This is a genomic window from Undibacterium umbellatum (assembly GCF_014284125.1).
GTDB lineage: Bacteria > Pseudomonadota > Gammaproteobacteria > Burkholderiales > Burkholderiaceae_D > Undibacterium > Undibacterium umbellatum.
The window spans coordinates 156,962-177,364 of record NZ_JACOFX010000012.1 but is presented as its reverse complement, the minus strand read 5'-3'; the positions used below and the strand labels follow the sequence as shown (position 1 = coordinate 177,364).

Annotated in this window: 14 protein-coding genes; 4 read left to right on the top strand and 10 right to left on the bottom strand. The window is 50.9% G+C overall.

What is annotated here, in order from left to right; translation table 11 throughout:
- Window positions 1-189 precede the first annotated feature (189 nt).
- From pgi to edd, 3 genes are all read right to left on the bottom strand, one after another.
- Window positions 190-1,824 (bottom strand): glucose-6-phosphate isomerase, encoded by a 1,635-nt coding sequence (gene pgi / locus H8L47_RS20205; protein ID WP_186955405.1) that lies wholly within the window; start codon window positions 1,822-1,824, stop codon window positions 190-192.
- A gap of 77 nt (window positions 1,825-1,901) precedes the next feature.
- Complete coding sequence (eda, locus tag H8L47_RS20200) at window positions 1,902-2,555, bottom strand: bifunctional 4-hydroxy-2-oxoglutarate aldolase/2-dehydro-3-deoxy-phosphogluconate aldolase (protein ID WP_186955404.1); 654 nt, start codon at window positions 2,553-2,555, stop codon at window positions 1,902-1,904.
- A 22-nt stretch (window positions 2,556-2,577) separates the two neighbouring features.
- Window positions 2,578-4,419 carry a phosphogluconate dehydratase gene (gene edd / locus H8L47_RS20195; RefSeq protein WP_186955403.1) on the bottom strand — a complete coding sequence of 614 codons (1,842 nt, stop codon included), beginning with the start codon at window positions 4,417-4,419 and terminating at the stop codon, window positions 2,578-2,580.
- 307 nt (window positions 4,420-4,726) lie between these two features.
- On the opposite strand from edd, the gene zwf reads away from it, so the two are divergent.
- The 3 genes from zwf to H8L47_RS20180 are packed head-to-tail and all read left to right on the top strand — an operon-like array spanning window position 4,727 to window position 7,778.
- The gene (gene zwf, locus H8L47_RS20190; protein WP_186955402.1) at window positions 4,727-6,187 is read left to right on the top strand and encodes a glucose-6-phosphate dehydrogenase; all 1,461 of its coding nucleotides are present in this window, start codon (window positions 4,727-4,729) and stop codon (window positions 6,185-6,187) included.
- Window positions 6,188-6,201: 14 nt separating this feature from the next.
- Window positions 6,202-6,870 carry a 6-phosphogluconolactonase gene (gene pgl, locus H8L47_RS20185; protein WP_186955401.1) on the top strand — a complete coding sequence of 223 codons (669 nt, stop codon included), beginning with the start codon at window positions 6,202-6,204 and terminating at the stop codon, window positions 6,868-6,870.
- Window positions 6,861-7,778: an SIS domain-containing protein gene (locus H8L47_RS20180; protein WP_186955400.1), complete on the top strand. Its 918-nt coding sequence runs from the start codon at window positions 6,861-6,863 to the stop codon at window positions 7,776-7,778. The genes pgl and H8L47_RS20180 overlap by 10 nt, the downstream gene beginning before the upstream one ends.
- A gap of 2 nt (window positions 7,779-7,780) precedes the next feature.
- Here H8L47_RS20180 and H8L47_RS20175 read toward each other — a convergent pair whose 3' ends face one another.
- From H8L47_RS20175 to H8L47_RS20165, 3 genes are all read right to left on the bottom strand, one after another.
- Window positions 7,781-8,992, bottom strand: coding sequence for a PepSY-associated TM helix domain-containing protein (locus tag H8L47_RS20175; protein ID WP_186955418.1), 1,212 nt, complete (start codon window positions 8,990-8,992; stop codon window positions 7,781-7,783).
- A 21-nt stretch (window positions 8,993-9,013) separates the two neighbouring features.
- The gene (locus H8L47_RS20170; RefSeq protein WP_230413833.1) at window positions 9,014-11,098 is read right to left on the bottom strand and encodes a TonB-dependent siderophore receptor; all 2,085 of its coding nucleotides are present in this window, start codon (window positions 11,096-11,098) and stop codon (window positions 9,014-9,016) included.
- Window positions 11,099-11,448: 350 nt separating this feature from the next.
- Complete coding sequence (locus H8L47_RS20165; RefSeq protein WP_186955398.1) at window positions 11,449-12,231, bottom strand: hypothetical protein; 783 nt, start codon at window positions 12,229-12,231, stop codon at window positions 11,449-11,451.
- A 255-nt stretch (window positions 12,232-12,486) separates the two neighbouring features.
- Here H8L47_RS20165 and H8L47_RS20160 point away from each other — a divergent pair, with 255 nt between their 5' ends.
- Complete coding sequence (locus tag H8L47_RS20160; protein WP_186955397.1) at window positions 12,487-13,329, top strand: HDOD domain-containing protein; 843 nt, start codon at window positions 12,487-12,489, stop codon at window positions 13,327-13,329.
- Between the two features lie 23 nt (window positions 13,330-13,352).
- On the opposite strand, the gene ribA is transcribed toward H8L47_RS20160, so the two are convergent.
- From ribA to pepN, 4 genes are all read right to left on the bottom strand, one after another.
- Window positions 13,353-13,985, bottom strand: a complete 633-nt coding sequence (ribA, locus tag H8L47_RS20155; RefSeq protein ID WP_186955396.1) for a GTP cyclohydrolase II — start codon at window positions 13,983-13,985, stop codon at window positions 13,353-13,355.
- Between the two features lie 274 nt (window positions 13,986-14,259).
- Complete coding sequence (ilvD, locus tag H8L47_RS20150) at window positions 14,260-16,137, bottom strand: dihydroxy-acid dehydratase (protein WP_186955395.1); 1,878 nt, start codon at window positions 16,135-16,137, stop codon at window positions 14,260-14,262.
- Window positions 16,138-16,444: 307 nt separating this feature from the next.
- A complete protein-coding gene (locus tag H8L47_RS20145) occupies window positions 16,445-17,446 on the bottom strand; it encodes a class 1 fructose-bisphosphatase (protein WP_186955394.1) in 1,002 nt (333 codons plus the stop codon).
- Window positions 17,447-17,489: 43 nt separating this feature from the next.
- Window positions 17,490-20,168, bottom strand: coding sequence for an aminopeptidase N (gene pepN, locus H8L47_RS20140; protein WP_186955393.1), 2,679 nt, complete (start codon window positions 20,166-20,168; stop codon window positions 17,490-17,492).
- Between the last annotated feature and the right edge of the window lie 235 nt (window positions 20,169-20,403).

Here is a 20,403-nt window from a genome sequence, read left to right as displayed (position 1 = left end):
ACGGTAAGGATAAAAACAGATCGATGAAAATTCTTGTGCGCCTAGGTACGACAATATATTTACAGTGTCGAAGAAAGCGCTCTACAGAGTAAGCCATTGCCTTGACAGCATGCTTACAGCAACGCTTGCAAACTAATATATCAAACACGCTGAGGCTTGCTTACAACATCAGCGTGTCCAAACATGATACTAGGCAGCCTTTTTCAATTTATGACTACGGCCAACTGCCATCAGTAAGCCCTTGGTTGAACTATCGTAATCTTCTTTGACTGCATTTGGATCAAGGCTGATCAATTGCTGCGCCAGCGATTTGCCCAACTCAACACCCCATTGATCAAAAGCGTTGATATCCCAGATCACGGATTGCACAAACACCTTATGTTCATACAAGGCGATCAGTGCCCCCAAAGAACGTGGCGTCAGAGAATCCAGCAAGACTGTCGAGGTCGGGCGATTACCTTCAAACACACGTGGTGCCAGTACTTTTTCTGGCAAATCACCGAGTTCAGCCCTTACCTCTGCCATGCTCTTGCCCCAGGCCATGGCCTTGGATTGAGCAAAGCAATTTGCCAGCAGTGCCTGATTATGACCGGGCAAACCTGCATCATCATCAGCAACCACGATAAAGTCGGTAGGAATTATCGTTGCGCCCTGATGCAATAACTGGAAGTAAGCATGCTGGCCATTGGTGCCTGCTTCACCAAACAAAATAGGTGAAGTCGTGTAATCGACGCGCTGGCCTTCACGCGTGACAGACTTGCCATTGCTTTCCATTTCCAGCTGCTGCAAGTAAGCTGGCAAGCGTGTCATACGCTGGTGGTAAGGTGCAATCGACAAGGCTTGCAAGCCAAGGAAATTGATATTCCACACACCTATCAAAGCCATCAATACTGGCAGGTTTTGTTCCAGCGGTGCCTGGGCGAAATGCAGGTCCATTTCATGAGCGCCAGCCAGCATTTCTTCAAAACGGTCTGCGCCTACATATAGCGCAATCGACAGGCCTATCGCACTCCACATGGAATACCGGCCACCAGCCCAGTTCCAGAACGGGAAGACATTTTCAGGCGCAATGCCAAAATCAGCAGCAGCTTTGACATTCGTGCTCAGTGCCACGAAATGCTGGCGTATCTGATCGACCGGGCAACCATGTGACAGCATCCATTCACGCGCAGTGCGGGCATTGGTCAGGGTTTCCATGGTCGCGAAAGTTTTGGATGCGACTACGAACAAGGTCGTTTCAGGATCAGCATTGGCGAGGGCATCTGCCACATGACGGCCATCGACGTTAGAGACAAAATGCAGGGACAGGTTTTTTTGCGACCATGGTGCCAAAGCGATGCAAGCCATTTGCGGGCCAAGGTCGGAACCACCGATACCGATATTGACGATAGTGCGTATGGCCTTGCCGGTATACCCCTGCCAACGCCCCTCCCTGACTGCATCACTGAAGCTGCGCATTTGCGCCAGCACCTGGTGCACATCGGCAGCAATGTTTTCACCATTCAAATCAAAAGACTCGCCTTTAGGCAAGCGCAATACCGTGTGCAATACTGCACGGTTTTCCGTCTGGTTGATCGCTTCCCCGCGTAGCATTGCATCGCGGCGTGGCTCTACATCCTGCTGCCTCGCCAATGCCAGCAAATTCAGCTTGGCGGTGGTGTCTATGCGTTGCTTGGAATAATCCAACATGATGCCGCAGGCAGAAGCTGAAAAATGCGTAAAGCGCTGTGGATCAGCACGAAACAGTTCTTTCAGGTTAGGCATGTTGGTGGCACGTTGCTGCAACAAACCCCAGATAGGAGTACGCGATACGGAAGTGACCATAATCTTGCTTATTAACGAAAAGTGATTAGTGAAAGTGCTTAGCAAAAACTGTTAAAATTTTTAATTCAAACCTGTATCTACCTCTTACCTGCTGTTGCAGCAGCCGCAGCAAGTACGCTAATTGCTGCCCAATCACCTGCATTGATGAGTGATGCCGGACACATCCACGAACCACCTACACACAGGATATTTGATTGCTGCAACAAGGTTGGTGTCGCTTCCACCGTAACACCACCCGTCAGGCAAAATTTCACATCAGGGAAAGGGCCACCAAGTGCCTTGGCCATCTTGGTGCTGCCGACGATATCGGAAGGAAAAAGTTTGACGACATTGAAGCCATGCTCCAGCGCCAGCATCAAATCGCTGGCACCACCAACACCAGGGAAGTAAGGCAGGCCAGAATCAGCAGCCGCTTTTGCCAGTAAAGGTGTGATGCCAGGGCTGATACCAAAGGCTGCACCTGTCTCCCTGACTGCATCCAGTTGTGCCTGCGTCAGGATCGTACCTGCACCCACGGTCACTGTCGGGCAAGCCTTGACGACTTCACGCAAGACTGTCATTGCATTTGGCGTGCGCAAAGTAATTTCCACAGCTGGCAAACCATTTTCTGCCAGCGTCGTCACGCACCTTATCGCCTGATCAACATCATCAGTAACGAGGATAGGCAGTACGCGGATTTGTTCCAGTTGGGCGATGATGTTTCGCTTGCTCATGCTGATATTCAGGCTCATGATTGGGTTCGCTTTCAGAAAATTAATCGATGAAAAGTGTAGACGCGCCATGCTCAGGCGCAGTCACGACACGACGCTGGGCAGCAAACAGGTCACGGCCATAGCCAAAGATAGGTTCCTTGCTAAGTTCACGTACGGCGCGTTGTGCCCAGACATCTGCATCAACCCAGGCACGCAATTCGCCGGTATGGACATTCAATTCAACCACGTCACCGTCACGCACTTTACCCAGGGGGCCACCCTGCGCCACTTCAGGGCTGACATGCAATGCCGCAGGTACTTTGCCGGATGCACCCGACATGCGCCCATCGGTCACCAGCGCGACCTTATAGCCAGCCGACATCAGGCTGCCCAACACCGGCGTGAACTGATGCAACTCAGGCATGCCGTTCGCCTGCGGGCCCTGGAAGATGACGACGGCGACAAAATCCATGTTCAATTCGCCCGCCTTGTAAGCCTTGACCAGTGCATCCTGTGACTCAAATACTTTTGCTGGTGCCTTGATGATCCATGCATCTTCAGGCACGGCTGATGCCTTGACGATGGCACGGCCCAGATTGCCATGCAATAAGCGCAGGCCACCAGTAGGCGCAAATGGATCAGTCACATTGCGAACGACCGTAGCGTCAGTCGATTCTGCAGGCAGCGCTTCCCATTTGACCTTGCCATCTTCAGTCAATACCGGGCGGCTGGTGTGTGAGTTCAAACCATCATTACCATACACCGTCATGACATCTGCATGCATCAGGCCAGCAGACAAGAGTTCACGTATTACGAAGACTGGGCCGCCAGCATCTTCAAAGGCATTCACGTCTGCCGTACCGTTAGGATAGACGCGGGTCAGCAAAGGAACAACTGATGACAATTCATCAAAATCCTGCCAGTCGATAATGATGCCAGCAGCACGGGCCACGGCAATCCAGTGGATAGTGTGGTTAGTTGAACCGCCTGTTGCCAACAGTGCGATGACGGCGTTGACGATGGTTTTTTCATTGACCAGCTGACCGATAGGCTTGTAATTGCTGCTTTGCTCTGTCAATTGCAGGACGCGTTCCACTGCTGCGTCTGTCAACACACTGCGCAAAGGGTCAGATGGATGGACAAAGGCGGCACCTGGCAAATGCAGGCCCATGGCTTCCAGCAACATCTGGTTGCTGTTGGCTGTACCATAGAAGGTGCATGTGCCTGCACTATGATAGGCCGCGCTTTCTGCTGCCAGTAACTCTTCTTTCGTTGCTTTACCCTGCGCATAACGTTCACGCACTGCCGCCTTTTCTTTATTCGACAAGCCAGAACCCATAGGGCCAGCTGGGATGAAGATAGTTGGCAAATGACCAAAGGCCAGTGCACCTATCAGCAGGCCAGGCACGATCTTGTCGCAGATACCCAGGCACAGCGTCGCATCAAAAGCATCATGGCTCAAAGCCACTGCAGTCGCCTGTGCAATCACGTCGCGTGAGAACAGCGACAACTCCATACCAGGACGCCCTTGCGTCACGCCATCACACATGGCTGGCACGGCACCAGCTACCTGGGCAGTAGCGCCAAAGCGCAAGGCTGTCTGGCGTATCTGCACAGGATAATGTTCATACGGCTGATGTGCCGACAACATATCGTTGTAAGCGGTAACGATTCCTATATTCGGTTTTTGTGCCTGGTTGAGCCAGATCTTGGTGCCGCTATCCATGGCCGCATTGGCATGCGCCTGATTGGCACAAGACAGACTGGCGCGACGCGGGCCACGGCCACGCATTTGCTCCAACTGGGAAAGATAAGTATTGCGCAGGGATTTGCTGCGCTCGGCAATGCGCTGTGTGACCTTGTCGATAACAGGGTGCAACGCAGTGGATGGGGATGTCGTCATATAAACACCTGTGACCCGTTTGGGCAAAATAAGAAAGCTGTAGCTATACTGAATCAATGCCAACAAAGATAGCATAAATCCCTTCATTTCTGTAACAAACTTTCAGTATTTTGATATTTCGCTGTTTTTTTTGGCACAACTATCAAATTTATCGTAATGAAACTACATTTTTGAATATTTTCTGGCATAATCAAGATAAATCACTATCATCAATCTAGTACATTTGTCGCAATACATAGCAACATACGGCAACACATAGCAAGCGTCTGTATTGCACCCAACATAACAACCACAACCCGGAGTCAGCATGACCACATTTGTCTTATTTGGCGGCACTGGCGATCTTGCCAAGCGCAAGATCATCCCTGCTTTGTATAGCGCATTTGTGAATGGCCGGCTGGACCAGAACTTCAAGTTCATTGGTGCAGCACGGGAAAAGCTGACTGATGAAGAATTCCGTGTGCGTGTCGCTGCCGCCATAGAATCTTATGCGTCTAATGTAGATGGTGCGACAGAAGAAAAGCGTGCAGCCTTTTTGGCAACCACGCATTATTCAAAAATCGATGCGCGTATTCCAGAAGATTTCGCCGCATTGAAAGACAGCCTGCAAACCAGCGAAACCAACGCGACCCTGTTTTACCTGGCGACTGGCCCTGACATCTTTATCCCCGTGGTCGAGCAATTATCCAAGCATGGCCTGGTCGAGGGCAATGCCCGCGTGGTGGTAGAAAAACCATTGGGGCGCGATGCCCAGTCCGCCAAAGAGATCAATCACTCCCTGCGTTCTTACCTGAACGAACACCAGATTTACCGTATTGATCATTACCTTGGTAAAGAGATGGTGCAAAATCTGCTGGCATTGCGCTTTGCCAATTCCTTCCTTGAGCCTTTGTGGAACCGCAAATGGATACAGGATGTGCAAATCTCCATCTCTGAACAAGTAGGTGTGGAATCACGTGGTGACTTCTATGACCATACCGGCGCCCTGCGTGACATGGTACAAAACCATTTGCTGCAACTGGTGTCCATCGTCGCCATGGAGCCACCTGTAAATGCCAACCCTGACGCCATCCGCGACGAAAAAGTCAAAGTCTTGCGCGCCCTGCACAAGTTCACGCCCGATGAAGTCAGCAAGAAAACCGTACGCGGCCAATACCGTGCTGGCGCCGTCGATGGCAAACCGGTTATCGCTTACCAGAATGAGCCTGGCGTGCCACCGTCTTCACGCACAGAAACCTTTGTTGCCATCCGCGCAGAGATCGATAACTGGCGCTGGGCTGGTGTACCTTTTTACCTGCGTACTGGCAAGCGCATGGCCAGCCGCAGTGCAGAGATCACGATCAATTTCAAACCTATTCCGTATTCGATTTTTGGTAAGTCGCAAGGGCCTTTGCGATCTAACCGCCTGGTGATTTCTTTGCAGCCAGAAGAAAGTGTACAACTGTACATGAAGGCCAAGGAACCTGGCGAAGGTATCCGTCTGTCTGACGTTGCCCTGAACCTGGACTTTGCTGAAGTATCCAATTCGCGCCGCGTTGAATCCTATGAGCGTCTCTTGCTCGACGCCATGCATGGTGACCTGACCCTGTTCGTGCGTGATGATGAACTGAGTGCGGCATGGGCCTGGATAGACCCCATCATGAGCGCCTGGCAAAACGATAGCGAAGGTCTCAAGTCGTATATCTCAGGCAGTTGGGGCCCGTCTGCCGCCAGTTATTTGCTGGCACAGCATGGAGCAGCCTGGGGTGAAGAATTCGTTGAAAGCTAAGCGATAAAATGACCATGAAATACCATACCTTTGACAATTTTTCGGCACTGACCGAAGCTCTGAGCCAGCAATGGCTGGACGTCATACAGACCACACCAGATGGCAGCAGCTTTGCCCTGGCTGGTGGCTCCACGCCTGCACCTGTATATCAACGCCTGGATCAGTTGCTGTCGAATATAGATGCGCATAATCCCATCAAACTCGTCGCCACTGATGAACGCTGGGTGCCGGACCAGGATACCCAGAGCAATGAAGGCTTGTTCCGCCGTTGCCTGTCTGGCTCTGCTGCAGACAAGCGCTGGCAACTGGTATCCTTGAAAAATGCTTCCAGCACGCCGGAAGTAGCGACCGAAGCCATCAATGTGCGCCTGAATGAACAATTGCCGCAAGCTTTTAGCGCAGTCTTGCTGGGCATGGGGGCTGATGGCCATATCGCATCCCTCTTCCCTGGTGCGCCTACCCAGCATGATGACCTGGCGTGCCTGGCGGCTGTGCATCCGCAAACCCGCCAGAGCCGCATGTCGCTGTCTTTGCCGCGCCTGCTCAATACCAAACGCATCTGGTTGGTGATCACTGGTGCAGAAAAACGCCAGGTGCTGGAACAGGCGATAGAAAATAATCTGCCGGTTGCCTCCTTGTTGCGTGAAGCAGGCTGTACCATAGATGTTTTCTGGTGTCCGTAAAACACATGTATATGGCCAATCCGTTTTCTGACAATAAACCCAACACACCTCCTGAAAAAGGTTTGCTGGCACGCATACGCACTGCCAGCACAGCCTTGAGCCGTGCCGAGCGGCAGGTTGCAGAATTTTTACTGCAAAAGCCACACGATGCGCTGGAGATGTCGATACGGGTTTTGGCGCAAGCTTGTGATGTCAGCGAACCCACGGTAGCCCGCTTTGCCCAGAGCCTCGGCTTCGACGGCTTCAAGACCTTCAAGCTGGCATTTGCCAAAAGTCTTGCCACAGGCATCCCGTTTTTGCATCTGGATGTGAATCAGGCTGACCATGTACGCGATGTCTTGCCCAAAGTATTTGACCGCACCATCGCTGCCCTGATGGAAGCACGCAATAATGCCAATACCGCGACCTTTGAAGCAGCAGTCAACTTGCTGGCCCGAGCACGCCGCATAGAATGTTATGGCCTGGGTTATTCTGGCGCACTGGCTATCGATGCGCAGTTGAAATTTTTCCGCTTTGGCATACCAACTACAGTATTTTGCGATGCCCACTTGCAGGCACAATCGGCAACTTTGTTAAACAGTGATTGCGTGGTCGTCGCTTTTTCCCGCACGGGACGCACCCGCGACCTGATCGACAGTGTACAACTGGCGAAACAGGCTGGCGCCAAGATATTGGTATTGTGCGCCAGTGGCGGCCCGCTGGCAGAACTGGCTGACGTGCATATAGGTGTAGACGTGGAAGAAGATCCTGACATCTACACCCCCATGACTTCACGTCTTGCGCATCTGACTTACATCGATGCGCTGGCCGTGGCTGTCACCCTGTTGCGTGGCCCTGCTGCCATCGACATGCTGGAAAGAGCCAAGGCCAGTATCAGTGAAAAACGCCTTGTGCCCAAGATAGGCTAAGGTCAAGCAGTTTGCATAGCGGCGTTGGCTACTACCCTGGCACGCCGCTTTCTCATCCAGATAATCACCCCAGTGACGCTCAACATGGCAACCACCAGTCCGAGCAATGAAATCAGGATACGCCCGGTCAAACCCAGGATGCGGCCAGAATGCAAAGGGAATTGCGCCTGCAGGAAAATATCGCCAGCAGATCCGGTACCGGGAATCTTCCCACCCAAAGCCTGCCCATCCTTGCCGTCAAAATACAGCCAGGCGTTACCCAAACCGACATCGCCGTGATCATTGCCAGGCTCAAAAAATCCCACTCCGTACACGCCAAAAGCAGGTGAATAGAATATACCGCCTGCTGGCAAAGTCCAGCCCCGTTTTTGCGCATCCTGTTTCGCCAGCTCAATGACGTGCTCGCGGCTGATGGCGGGAATGAGAGGCTTGTCAGGTGCTTGTGGAACGCGGCTGAAAAACACATCTGCACTCAAAGGTGAAAACAATGACACCACAGGACGCACCACCTGTGAATTCAGGTTCATCGATACCGAGGTAATCGCCAGCAGCAGCATGAACAGCCACAGCCAGACACCACTGGAACGGTGCAAGTCAAAATTGAGTTTGTGTCCGCCCTGACGCCAGCGAAAAGCAAAGGACTTGTGCCAACTGCGCCAGTTAGGAAAAGACAACCATAGCGCGATAAAACAATCCAGCACCCACACTATACCTATGATGCCCATGAACAAAATGCCCAGCTCTATACCAGATACCTCAGGTATATGCATGGTGTAATGCAGCTTGTATAAAAACGGTAGCAGGTTTTCACGACTCAGAGATATTTCGCCCCATTGCCGCTTGCCCTGCACATCGCCAGTAACAGGATCAACCGCAATCTGGTTAAAACCCAGGGGATAAACCTTACCCGTGGCCGGGTCGATCCGTCCCTCTACCGACATCTGGCTGGTATGCCCTGGCTCTGCCTCGTTCAGTACATAGGTCACCCAGATTCGGGGGTCGCGTGCTTCCACCCTGTTGGCCAGTTCCATTCCTGACATGGCGTTGCCAGTCTTGCCTTGCGACTGGCTGCGCGCCTCGAACAAATGCGGATTGAGCAAGGCATCCAGCTCATGATCCCAGGAGATGAAAGCCCCGGTCAGACCGGAGATGAACAAAAATACAGCCACCGCCAGCCCGAACCAGCGGTGCAGCAAGACAAAGACAGGACGCATCGACATAAATTTCTTGGCCTATCAATATTTCCAGTTGACCGCAACGCTGCCGTTTCTTGGCGCAGCATAATAGCCCTGGCTCCAGTACAGACTGGTCAGGTATTTTTGATCACTGACATTGTTCAGGTTTGCCGATATGCTGAGGTTTTGATTCACGTCATAACGCGCCATCAAATTCAGCGTTGCGTAACTACCCTGACGTATGATGTTTCCGGAACCTTCGTCACGGAAAGTATCCGATTGCAAGTTCAGGCCACCACCGACTTTTGCCTGTGGCATGAAAGGCAGTTGATAAGTAGTCGACAGGCGGAACAATTTTCTCGGCACATAGGTTTTGACATCCCGATCATTACTGCCCTTGAGGCGCAATTGCGTATAGCCTGCGCTGAGGTTCCAGCCTTTTGCCAACTCACCGCTGGCGTCAAATTCAAAACCTTGTGACTGCGCATCTATGCCGCGGTAAAAACTCTTGGTGCCGATATAGCCAGCCTGCTCCGCTGCATTGTCTTGCTGTATCTTGAAAACAGCTGCAGACAAATTAAGCTTGCGGGCAAACAATTCAAGCTTGACACCCAGTTCATCGCCCTTGCCTTTGACTGGGTCCAGGGTTTTACCACTGGCATCCACTTCGCTTTGCGGATTGAAGATTTCAGTGTGGCTGGCATACACAGAAGCATAAGGTGTCAGATCATAGACAAAACCCAGATAAGGCGAGGTATTGTTGGCATTCTTGCGGCTGCTGACACCATAGGCATAACCGCTGCTTTCAGCCTTGGTATGGTTTGCTCCGGCGATGAATTTGAATTGATCTGCCAGGTTGAAACGGGATGCAACAAATATTGTCTTGCGCGTGTCTTCATACGCACTGCCATCGGAATAGGAATTGAATGCTGGCTGCGGATAATTGCCCGTCCAATTACTGATATCTGGCAAAGCAGTGCCTATTCCTACGCCATAGTGAGAGATATCATCCATCTTTGACTTCGACCAGTTGATACCAAAACTCAGGTCGTGCTTACGCCCTGCCAAAGTGAATTTACCTGTGGCAGACAAATCAAATAGAGTCTGGGTGTTGACATTGTTATACAGCGAAGGATAGCTATACAAGCCCAGGCCGGTCTTGCGATCTGGTGTGCCATAGGCATAAAACAGTTTGGAGTCGCCTGTTGACCTGTTGCGGCTCATTGTCGTCTTGATTTGCCAGTCATTGTCGAGTTGATGGTTCAGTTCGACAAAGCTGCGGTCATCCTGGGTTAACCAGCGTGACCAGTCTGCAGCGGTGCTGGTTGAAGTCCGGTAATTGGTTGGGCTGCCATCCGTGTAATACAAGGGCAAGGCACCCCACATGCCACCCTTGGCATCGCTTTTCTGATGGGAATGCCCCACACTCAATACGGTGGCCTCGCCCAGGTTGGCTTCAATCACACCATATACCACTGTTTTTTCAGGCGAATAACGGTCGAGATAAGAATCACCCGCCTGTTTTGCGACCACGATACGGCCCGCGACGGTGCCAGCAGCATTCAGGGCACCGGATACATCCGCGTCCAGCCTGCGCGTGTTCCACGAACCCAATGTCAGTCCGGCGGAAGCCTGGAATTGGTAGACAGGGCGCTTGCGGATAAAGTTGACCGTCGCAGACGGGTTGCCAGTTGCCGACATCAAGCCATTCGCGCCCCGTACGATATCCACCCTGTCGTAGATCGCTGTATCAATATCACCAGCCACATTGCCAGAAGTGAAGGGCAAGCCTACGCCGTCGTACTGGAAATTGGTAATATCAAAACCACGTGCCATGTAATAAGTACGGTCAGTCTCTACTTTTTCGACCGACACACCTGTGGTATTAGCCAGCACATCATTCACATTGACTTGCTTGAAGTCATCCATCTTGGCACGGGTAACAACTGATACTGATTGCGGTGTTTCACGCAAAGACAAATCGAGTCTGGTTGCCGAACTACTTTTTCTCTTTGTATAAGCGCCTGTCTTTTCTGAACTGGGTTCATTACCTGAAACGCCAGTTACCAGGACCTCAGGCAATTCTGCCTGACTAGCCTTGGCTGGGGCTGCTTCTTCTGCAAAAGCAGGTGCTGCCAGCAGCATGGAAAGCGCTAATGCAATAGGACTTAAGGGGTTAAGCGAACCGACAGGATGTAAATTCCTTTGCAGCGATGCGGGATTGTTGCGGGATAGAACGGAGAAACTGGGAGAACAACATGAGCGAGAAATCATAAATAAGCCTGGAAATTGACTGCCTATGCAGAGAATTGCCTCTGATAGCGTTAGAAGTAAAAACTTCAGCTTATTCTACTTACATAAAAATGTAATTGCAAATCATTCTCATTTATATTTAACAATTTAAGTAAGTTCAGGACACACTCCACGCATCCAGGAAAACTGGCGCGCCTCGTGCTGTACTTGTTCACGCTTGAATATTCCCTGTGACTGATGCGTCAATCACAGGCCCCCACTGCACTACAAGCTGGATAAGTTTTTTGTTTTTTCTGCGATGTGCACTTACCAAGCCTGGTATCACAGCTAATGGTATAGGTCGTTTCCAGCACATCAACCCAACTGCCTATTTCACATTGCTGTATATCCTTTTCTTTGCCTTTCAAATCTGTTTCACTGCGCGTCAATAATTGAATTGTGCCGGTCTTGACAGGCTTTACTTCAAAGCTTTGCACCTGATCCTGGAATTTTTCGTTGAGATAGGTTTTACCATTTTGTTTCAAGTCAAAAATTGCATAGCCTTCACCAGGGCTATCACCCATACAGCTTTGTTGGCTACCTATGGCAATGCGCATGCCGGTGCCAGGTATGGCCTGACTTTTTGTTGCGATATCCGTCAACAATTTCATGTCGCTCTTATTGAAAAAGACAGACCGAAATTGATCCAGGCCACCATCAATATCATCGCTATGCGCAGTCAGCACTTCGCGCAATTGCAGCAATACATGCTCACCCAGGTCTTCGAATTCAATTTGCACTACGCCTGCGTGCAATGGCGGCAAATCCTCCCCTGCTGCGGTCACTCCATGCGACTTCAATTGCTGTGCATTGAATTCATCTATCCATTTGCGCAGAACCGCCTCGTCGTAGGATTTCATTTTCGCCTGCAGACTGGTGATGAAATTGTCTGCGGCATTCGCAACAGGCTGACTACTTACTGTTGTACTGGCGACGCTGGAAGCAGCAACTGTTACTGATGAAGGTGATTCTGGTTTACTTTCCATCTGCTGTTTGCCGCATGCGCAAAGTGCAGCGCAAATCAGGCTTATATAACTGAGCCTGGCAATCCTGGATGTGTAGAGATCAAGCATTTATTGAGCCAAATGAAAAACAAAGGAAGCGATTCTAAAGCTAGCTTAACTATAAGCACATAGAAATATTGGTCCTTCGTTGCTGCAAGTGTACGCTGATAATGAAAATTCAAGTCAGCCTGAGGTATTTCTGGCAAGCTGTGTACATCTCATCGTTGGAGCTTTTGAATGAATCCCATCTCTCTTGCCCAGATTATTGACAGCGTCCAGGATTTGCCTACCTTGCCTGCCATCGTGATGGAATTGTTGAATAATATTGATGATGAAGAATTGAATATGCAGGAGCTGGCGCAAAAGGTCAGCCATGATATGGCACTGACGGCGAAGACCTTGCGCTATGCGAATTCACCCTATTATTCCACCATGATCAAGGTGACGACAGTGCAGCAGGCCATTTCATTGCTGGGTTTGAGCACAGTACGGCAAATCGTCATGACTGCTGCATTGACAGGCTGTTTCCCTGAAAATAATTGTCGGGGATTTAGCCATAAGGAATTCTGGCGGCATTCAAATGCAGTCGCCATCGCAGCCCGCATATTGGCGCGCCGGCTCAATTTCAACGTCGATGTGGCATTCACGGCTGGCTTATTGCATGACATAGGCGCACTCGTTTTGGCAACCTGCTATACCGAGGCTTACGAGCATGTACTGGCGCAGCGCTTGGAACTGCAAACGACGCAATATGAAACCGAAAAACAGATATTGGGAATTGATCATGCCCTCGTTGGCGAAACACTGGCCGTACAGTGGAATTTCTCAGAAGTCATGGTTAAGGCCATTTCTGGCCATCATCATCCTGAAAAACCAGGGCTGGGCTTTCTGGCAACGATAATTCATGTCGCAGATGGCATAGCCCACGCACTGGGTGTGACAACCACGCCTGACCTGGCACCGCCAGAAATCACCGGGCAATCATGGGAAAGCCTTGGTCTGGACCAGGCCTTGCTCAACGAAGTCCTGGCCGAAGCAGCAATAGAATTTGAGAAGTTGCAAGAAGCGGTTGAGGTATAAGCTCACCTGTCGCTTGCAAACTTCTACAAATCTGGCTGTATCAAATGCCCGAGCTTGGTCGCCTTGGTACTCAGGTAGCGCTCATTATAGGGATTGCGTTTGACGATCAGGGGTACGTGCTCCTGCACTCTGACATTCATGCCTTCCATCGCTGAAATCTTGCGTGGATTATTGGTCATCAGGCGCACAGATTCTATCCCAAGATGCTTGAGCATAGGATCACACAGACTATAGTCGCGCAGGTCGGCAGCGAAGCCAAGCTTTTGGTTTGCTTCTACTGTGTCTGCACCTTCGTCTTGCAGATGATAGGCACGCACCTTGTTGAGCAAACCTATGCCACGTCCCTCCTGGCGCAAATAAAGTAAAGCACCGCGCCCTTCCTGGGAGATTTTTTGCAAGGCCAGTTCAAGTTGCGGGCCGCAGTCACAGCGCTTGCTAAACAAGGCGTCACCGGTCAGGCATTCTGAGTGTATGCGCGCAAGCACGGGTTGGCCATCAGCCACATCACCAAGAGTCAGGGCGATATGCTCTTTGCCTGTTGCCGTTTCTACAAAGGCATGCATACGGAAGGTTGCCCAACTTGTGGGCAGGTTACAGGAATCAACATATTCCAAAGCCTGTTCGCTTGAGTTGACAGGCTGGTCATTGCTAGACATACAGTTCTCGCGGATTCTTATTCTGGATAAAACTTATGATCATGGCCAAATGACAATAACAATTGTCGGCCCAGACTAGAGTATAAACGAGGCGCGCATTTCCCACCTGTTACAGTGAACGATCGTTTTATTCTTTATCAAAGCTATATAAGGTCGGCATACCGAAAAGCAAGTAGCGAACAGAGTAGAGGGTTACTCCAATAAAAAAGGGCACCGGTACAAACCAGGATGCCCTTTGAGCTTGACAAGCAGGCAAACTGCTCACTTTAAAGCATTATTTACGCTGCAACTGTGTAATATCCCGCACCGCGCCGCGATCAGCCGAAGTTGCCAAAGCAGCATAAGCCTGCAAGGCTTGCGAGACATAGCGTTCACGATCTACCGGCTGCCAGGCTTGTGGACCGCGCGCTTCCATTGCCGCACGACGCTGCATCAGATCGCTATCGCTGACTTTGAGATTGATCGTACGAGCAGGAATATCGATTTCTATGATGTCCCCCTCTTCCACCAAGCCAATAGCTCCTCCCTCTGCTGCTTCTGGCGAGGCATGCCCTATCACCAGCCCGGAAGAACCGCCAGAGAAACGACCATCAGTGAACAGCGCGCAAGCTTTTCCCAGGCCCTTGGATTTGATATACGAAGTTGGATACAGCATTTCCTGCATGCCGGGACCACCTTTGGGACCTTCATACCGGATGATGACGACATCGCCTTCATGCACGGTATCACCAAGGATGGCTTCGACCGCAGAGTCCTGGCTTTCAAACACACGGGCCTTGCCAGTGAATTTCAAAATGCTTTCATCGACGCCAGCAGTTTTGACGATACAGCCTTTTTCTGCCAGGTTGCCATACAAGACCGCCAGGCCGCCATCCTGCGAATAGGCATGTGCCTTGTCGCGTATGCAGCCAGCTTCGCGGTCAATATCAAGACTGTCAAAGCGCTTGTCTTGTGAGAATGCAGTCTGCGTAGGCACACCGCCTGGAGCGGCACTGAATAATTTGTGTACCGCAGCATTGTCAGTCACGGCGATATCGTTTTGTGCAATCGCGTCTGCCATGGTCGGGCTATGCACGGTGGGGCGTGTAGTATCGAGCAAGCCAGCGCGTGCCAGTTCCCCCAGGATAGAGATGATGCCGCCGGCGCGATGTACATCTTCGATATGGTATTTATCAGTCATCGGCGCAACCTTGCACAGACAGGGTACTTTGCGAGAGATGCGGTCAATATCTGCCATCTTGAAATCTACGCCCGCTTCATGCGCTGCTGCCAGCAAATGCAATACGGTATTGGTAGAACCACCCATGGACACATCCAGCGCCATGGCATTTTCAAAGGTCGCCTTGTTGGCGATTGAGCGCGGCAGGATGGAATAATCATCTTGCTCATAATGGCGCTTTGCCAACTCAACAACCAAACGACCAGCGCGCAGGAATAATTCCTTGCGGTCTGCATGCGTCGCCAAAATCGTGCCATTGCCCGGCAAAGACAGGCCCAGTGCTTCGGTCAGGCAGTTCATTGAGTTTGCTGTGAACATGCCAGAACATGAACCACAGGTAGGACAGGCAGAACGTTCTATACGGCCAATCTCTTCATCCGACACATTGCTGTCACCGGCCTTGATCATGGCATCGACCAGATCAATCTTCATGATCCTTTGTTCGCCAGTCTGCTTGGGATGCAAAGTCTCCAACACCTTGCCCGCTTCCATCGGGCCGCCAGAGACAAACACGACAGGGATATTCAAACGCATGGCCGCCATCAGCATACCAGGCGTGATCTTGTCGCAGTTGGAGATACAGACCATGGCATCAGCGCAGTGGGCATTGACCATGTACTCGACCGAGTCAGCAATCAGTTCGCGTGAAGGCAGCGAATACAACATACCGCCATGGCCCATGGCGATACCGTCATCCACGGCTATCGTATTAAATTCTTTTGCAACGCCGCCAGCCGCTTCAATCTCACGCGCCACCATCTGGCCCAGGTCTTTCAAATGTACATGACCAGGCACAAACTGTGTAAAGGAATTGACGACGGCGACGATAGGCTTATCGAAATCGCCATCTTTCATGCCAGTCGCACGCCACAGAGCGCGGGCACCGGCCATATTGCGGCCATGGGTGGTGGTACGGGAACGGTATACGGGCATATCTGACTCCAGGCTGGCGATAAATGAAAATGTTATATCAGCATGCGCTTGAGGCTACCATATGTCAAATATTGAATTTATTAACAATTAGGTCGTTTTAGATATCAGGCCAAAAAGCGCACCACAGAGGCACGGAGACACAGAGAAAAGCAGGAGAAAATCTAAATACTTTATAAAAAGGAGTTTGTTTTTCTCTGTGCCTCTCTGTGTCTCCGTGCCTCTGTGTTGAGAGGTCTTTACTCAAATCACGATCAGCCATAAAAAAACGCGAAGCTCACACTTCGCGTTTTTATGGATCATGACTCCATCATTCCTGATGGTATTGCGTCACTCTTTCCACTTCATTTTTAGAACCCAGGAACACCGCTACACGCTGGTGCAGTTTTTCTGGCTGGATATCCAGCATACGTTGCTTGCCATCAGTCGACGCGCCGCCAGCCTGTTCTACGATGAAGGACATGGGATTGGCTTCGTACATCAGGCGTAGCTTGCCGGCCTTATCTGGTTCGCGCTTGTCAGCCGGGTACATGAAGATGCCGCCACGGTTCAGGATGCGGTGGACGTCAGCGACCATGGAGGCGATCCAGCGCATGTTGAATTCCTTGCCACGTGGGCCAGTACTGCCTGCCAGCATTTCATCGACATAGCGCGTGACTGGTGGATGCCAGTGACGGGTATTCGATGCGTTGATGGCGAACTCTTTGGTGTCTGTCGGGATTTGCATATTGCGTTGTGTCAGTACCCAGGAACCCATTTCGCGGTCAAGAGTAAAGCAATTGACGCCGTTGCCTGTCGTCAGCACCAAAACTGTTTGCGGGCCATACACCGCATAACCAGCGGCGACCTGCTTGCTGCCGGGCTGCAGGAAGTCTTGCTCGGTTGGTTTGCCCATGCCATCTGGTGCTTTCAATACCGAGAAGATGGTACCGATGGAAACATTCACGTCGATATTGCTGGAACCATCGAGTGGATCAAACAAGAGCATGTATTCACCCTGCGGGTAGCGATTAGGTATCGGATGGATGCTTTCCATTTCTTCCGATGCCATGGCTGCCAGATGGCCGCCCCATTCATTGGCTTCAAGCAGGATTTCATTCGACAGGATGTCGAGTTTCTTTTGCACTTCGCCCTGGATGTTTTCGCTACCGGCTGTGCCCAGCACTTCACCTAATGCACCCTTGCCTACTGCATGGCTGATGGTCTTGCACGCACGTGCGACGACTTCGATCAGCAGGCGTAGTTCTGCCGGTATCGAATTATTCAGGCGCTGCTCTTCGACCAGATACTGGGTCAGGCTTACACGTTTCATGTTGATCTCTCGATTTCTTCAGTAATTCTTGTCAATTGTTAGTTCAGGAGGCCAAAGCTTTGCTGACCACTTCCAGCACATCTTTCGACAGCTTCTTGGTATCAGCCACTTTTTGCAAAGCTGCCTTCATGTGTACTTGCAGGCTTTCAGGATATTTTTTCCAGCGGTCCATGCTGCGCGCCAGACGTGCTGCAACTTGTGGGTTAAGCTTGTTCAGAGCAATCACCAGTTCTGCCCACAATGCATAACCACTGCCATCAACGGCATGGAAGCGAGACGGATTGGCATTACAGAAAGCAAATGTCAAACTGCGCGCACGGTTGGGATTATTCAAAGTGAAGGCTGGGTGCTCCATCAGATCACGTATCTTAGCGACATCAGTGGTACGTGCAGTTGCCTGCAACATAAACCATTTGTCGATGACCAGCGCTTCTTTCTTGAAATCTTTATAGAAAGCTTTCAAGGACTTGGCTGCCGATTTGGCTTGCTTGTCGGTCCCACTGAAATTGGTCAGGGCTGTCAGCGCTGCCAGGCGATCAGTCATATTTTCTGCATCGTCAAACTGGGTTTTCGCCAGCTCGAAAGTGGATTCATCCGACCATTCGAGCAGATAAGACAGTGCCAGGTTTTTCAAACCACGTTTTGCCATCGATTGTGCATCCGGGCTGTATTTTCCTGGCGTCAGGTGGCCTTCGTAAGCACTCAACAAATCGGCGCGCAGATGTTCTGTGATGGTGGCGCGGGCAAACTGACGTGCTGTATGGATAGCTTGCGGATCAACGACCTTGAATTCTTCAGCGATCATGGCTTCAGAAGGCAGAGTCAGCACCAGTTCACGGAAAGCCGGGTCAAGGCTGGCGTCATTCAGGGTAGCGCGCAGAGCTTCGATGAACATTCCGTCCAGGCTCAGTTCTTCACCTTGCTGCACAGCCGTCGTGAGTTTGACCAGGCGGCGGGTGGCCAGGCGCTGGCCAGCTTCCCAACGGTTAAACGGGTCGCTGTCATTCGCCAGCAAGAGGCCCAGTTCTTCATCGCTGTAATCTATCTCCAGCACGACTGGTGCAGAGAAATTACGCAACAGGGACGGTACTGGTTTACTGGAAACACCAGTAAAGACAAAAGTCTGACTTGCTTCTGTCAATTCCAGCACCAAACTGGTCGCACCAGCCTGTGCTTCGTACGCAACGCTATGCAAAGGAATATCTTTACCATCTGCACCCAGCAAGCCCATGGCAACCGGGATGTGGAAAGGCAGTTTTTCTGTCTGACCTGGTGTAGCCGGGCAAGACTGGCTCAGAGTGATGGAATAAGTCTGTGCTTCTGCATCATAAATTGCATCAACTTTAACGCGAGGCGTACCTGCCTGGCTATACCAGCGCTCAAACTGTGTCAGGTCACGGCCACTGGAATCTGCCATCGCAGCGCGGAAGTCATCGCATTCAACAGCCTGGCCATCATGACGTTCGAAATACAAATCCATACCTTTGCGGAAGCCGTCATGGCCCAGCAAGGTGTAATACATGCGTACGACTTCTGAACCTTTTTCGTAAATCGTGACGGTGTAGAAGTTATTGATTTCTACAAAAGAATCAGGGCGTACAGGATGAGCCATAGGGCCTGCATCTTCAGAGAACTGTACCTGGCGCAGCAGACGTACATCTTCTATGCGCTTGACAGCGCGGCCTGTGGCTGTACCAACCAGGTCGGCAGAAAATTCCTGGTCACGGAAAACAGTCAGACCCTCTTTCAAGGACAACTGGAACCAGTCGCGGCAAGTGACGCGGTTACCTGTCCAGTTATGGAAGTATTCATGGCCTACGACAGATTCTATGCCTGCATAATCAACGTCAGTAGCGATGCTTGGATTAGCTAGCACGTATTTGGTATTGAAAATATTCAAACCCTTGTTTTCCATCGCGCCCATATTGAAGTCGCCAGTGGCAACGATCATGAAGCGGTCGAGATCGAGCTCCAGACCGAAGCGTTCTTCATCCCAGCGTATACTGTTCTTCAAGGAATCCATAGCGTGCTGGGTCTTATCCAGATTGCCATCTTCCACCCAAACTTGCAGCAAGACTTCGCGACCAGATTTGAGTTTGTAATTTTCTTCCTGGCATACCAGTTTGCCAGCAACCAGGGCGAACAAGTAGGAAGGTTTTTTGAACGGGTCTTCCCACTTGGCGAAATGGCGGCCATCGCCCAAGTCGCCTTCCTCGATCAGGTTGCCATTGCTGAGCAGAACAGGAAATTTTTTCTTGTCGGCACGCAGCATGACGGTATATTTCGCCATGACATCAGGGCGATCCGGGAACCAGGTGATCTTGCGAAAGCCCTCTGCCTCGCATTGGGTAATGAAATTGCCGTTGGACGCATATAGACCGGACAAGGACGTATTTTTGAGTGGATTGATCCGTGTTTCAATTTCCAGTGTTACTTCGTCCGGAGCATTGGCAATGCGCAGGGTCTCTCCTTCTATCTTGTAGGCAGACTTCTTCAAGTTCACGCCATTCATGCGCAGTTGTAGCAATTTCAGGGATTCACCAAACAAGACCAGGTCTTTTTCGCTGCTATCATGATTGCGGCGCATAGTCATGCGGGTTGCTACATGGGTGGCACTTAGATCAAGGTCGAAACCCATTTCTACTGTGTCCACCCAAAACCCTGGGGCTATATAGTCTTTACGGAAAATTGTTTCTGGCTTGCTGGCAGTATCGTTACGCATGGATGGAATATCTCGCGAAAGTAAGTTGAATGACAAAGTCTTATGAACCCTGCAAAGACCGCCATTTTACCAAGCTGAGCCATTACAGGTATAAAAGTAGCCTGAATAGACTCCAATTAGCGCAGAAAGTTTGGTGAAATTGTGGAATTTATGCTCACAAATCCTGACTAAGCTAAGCAAACCAAAGAATTTCTTTAGCCTGTAGCAGGCCACTTCTGAATTCGGCAATTCATCT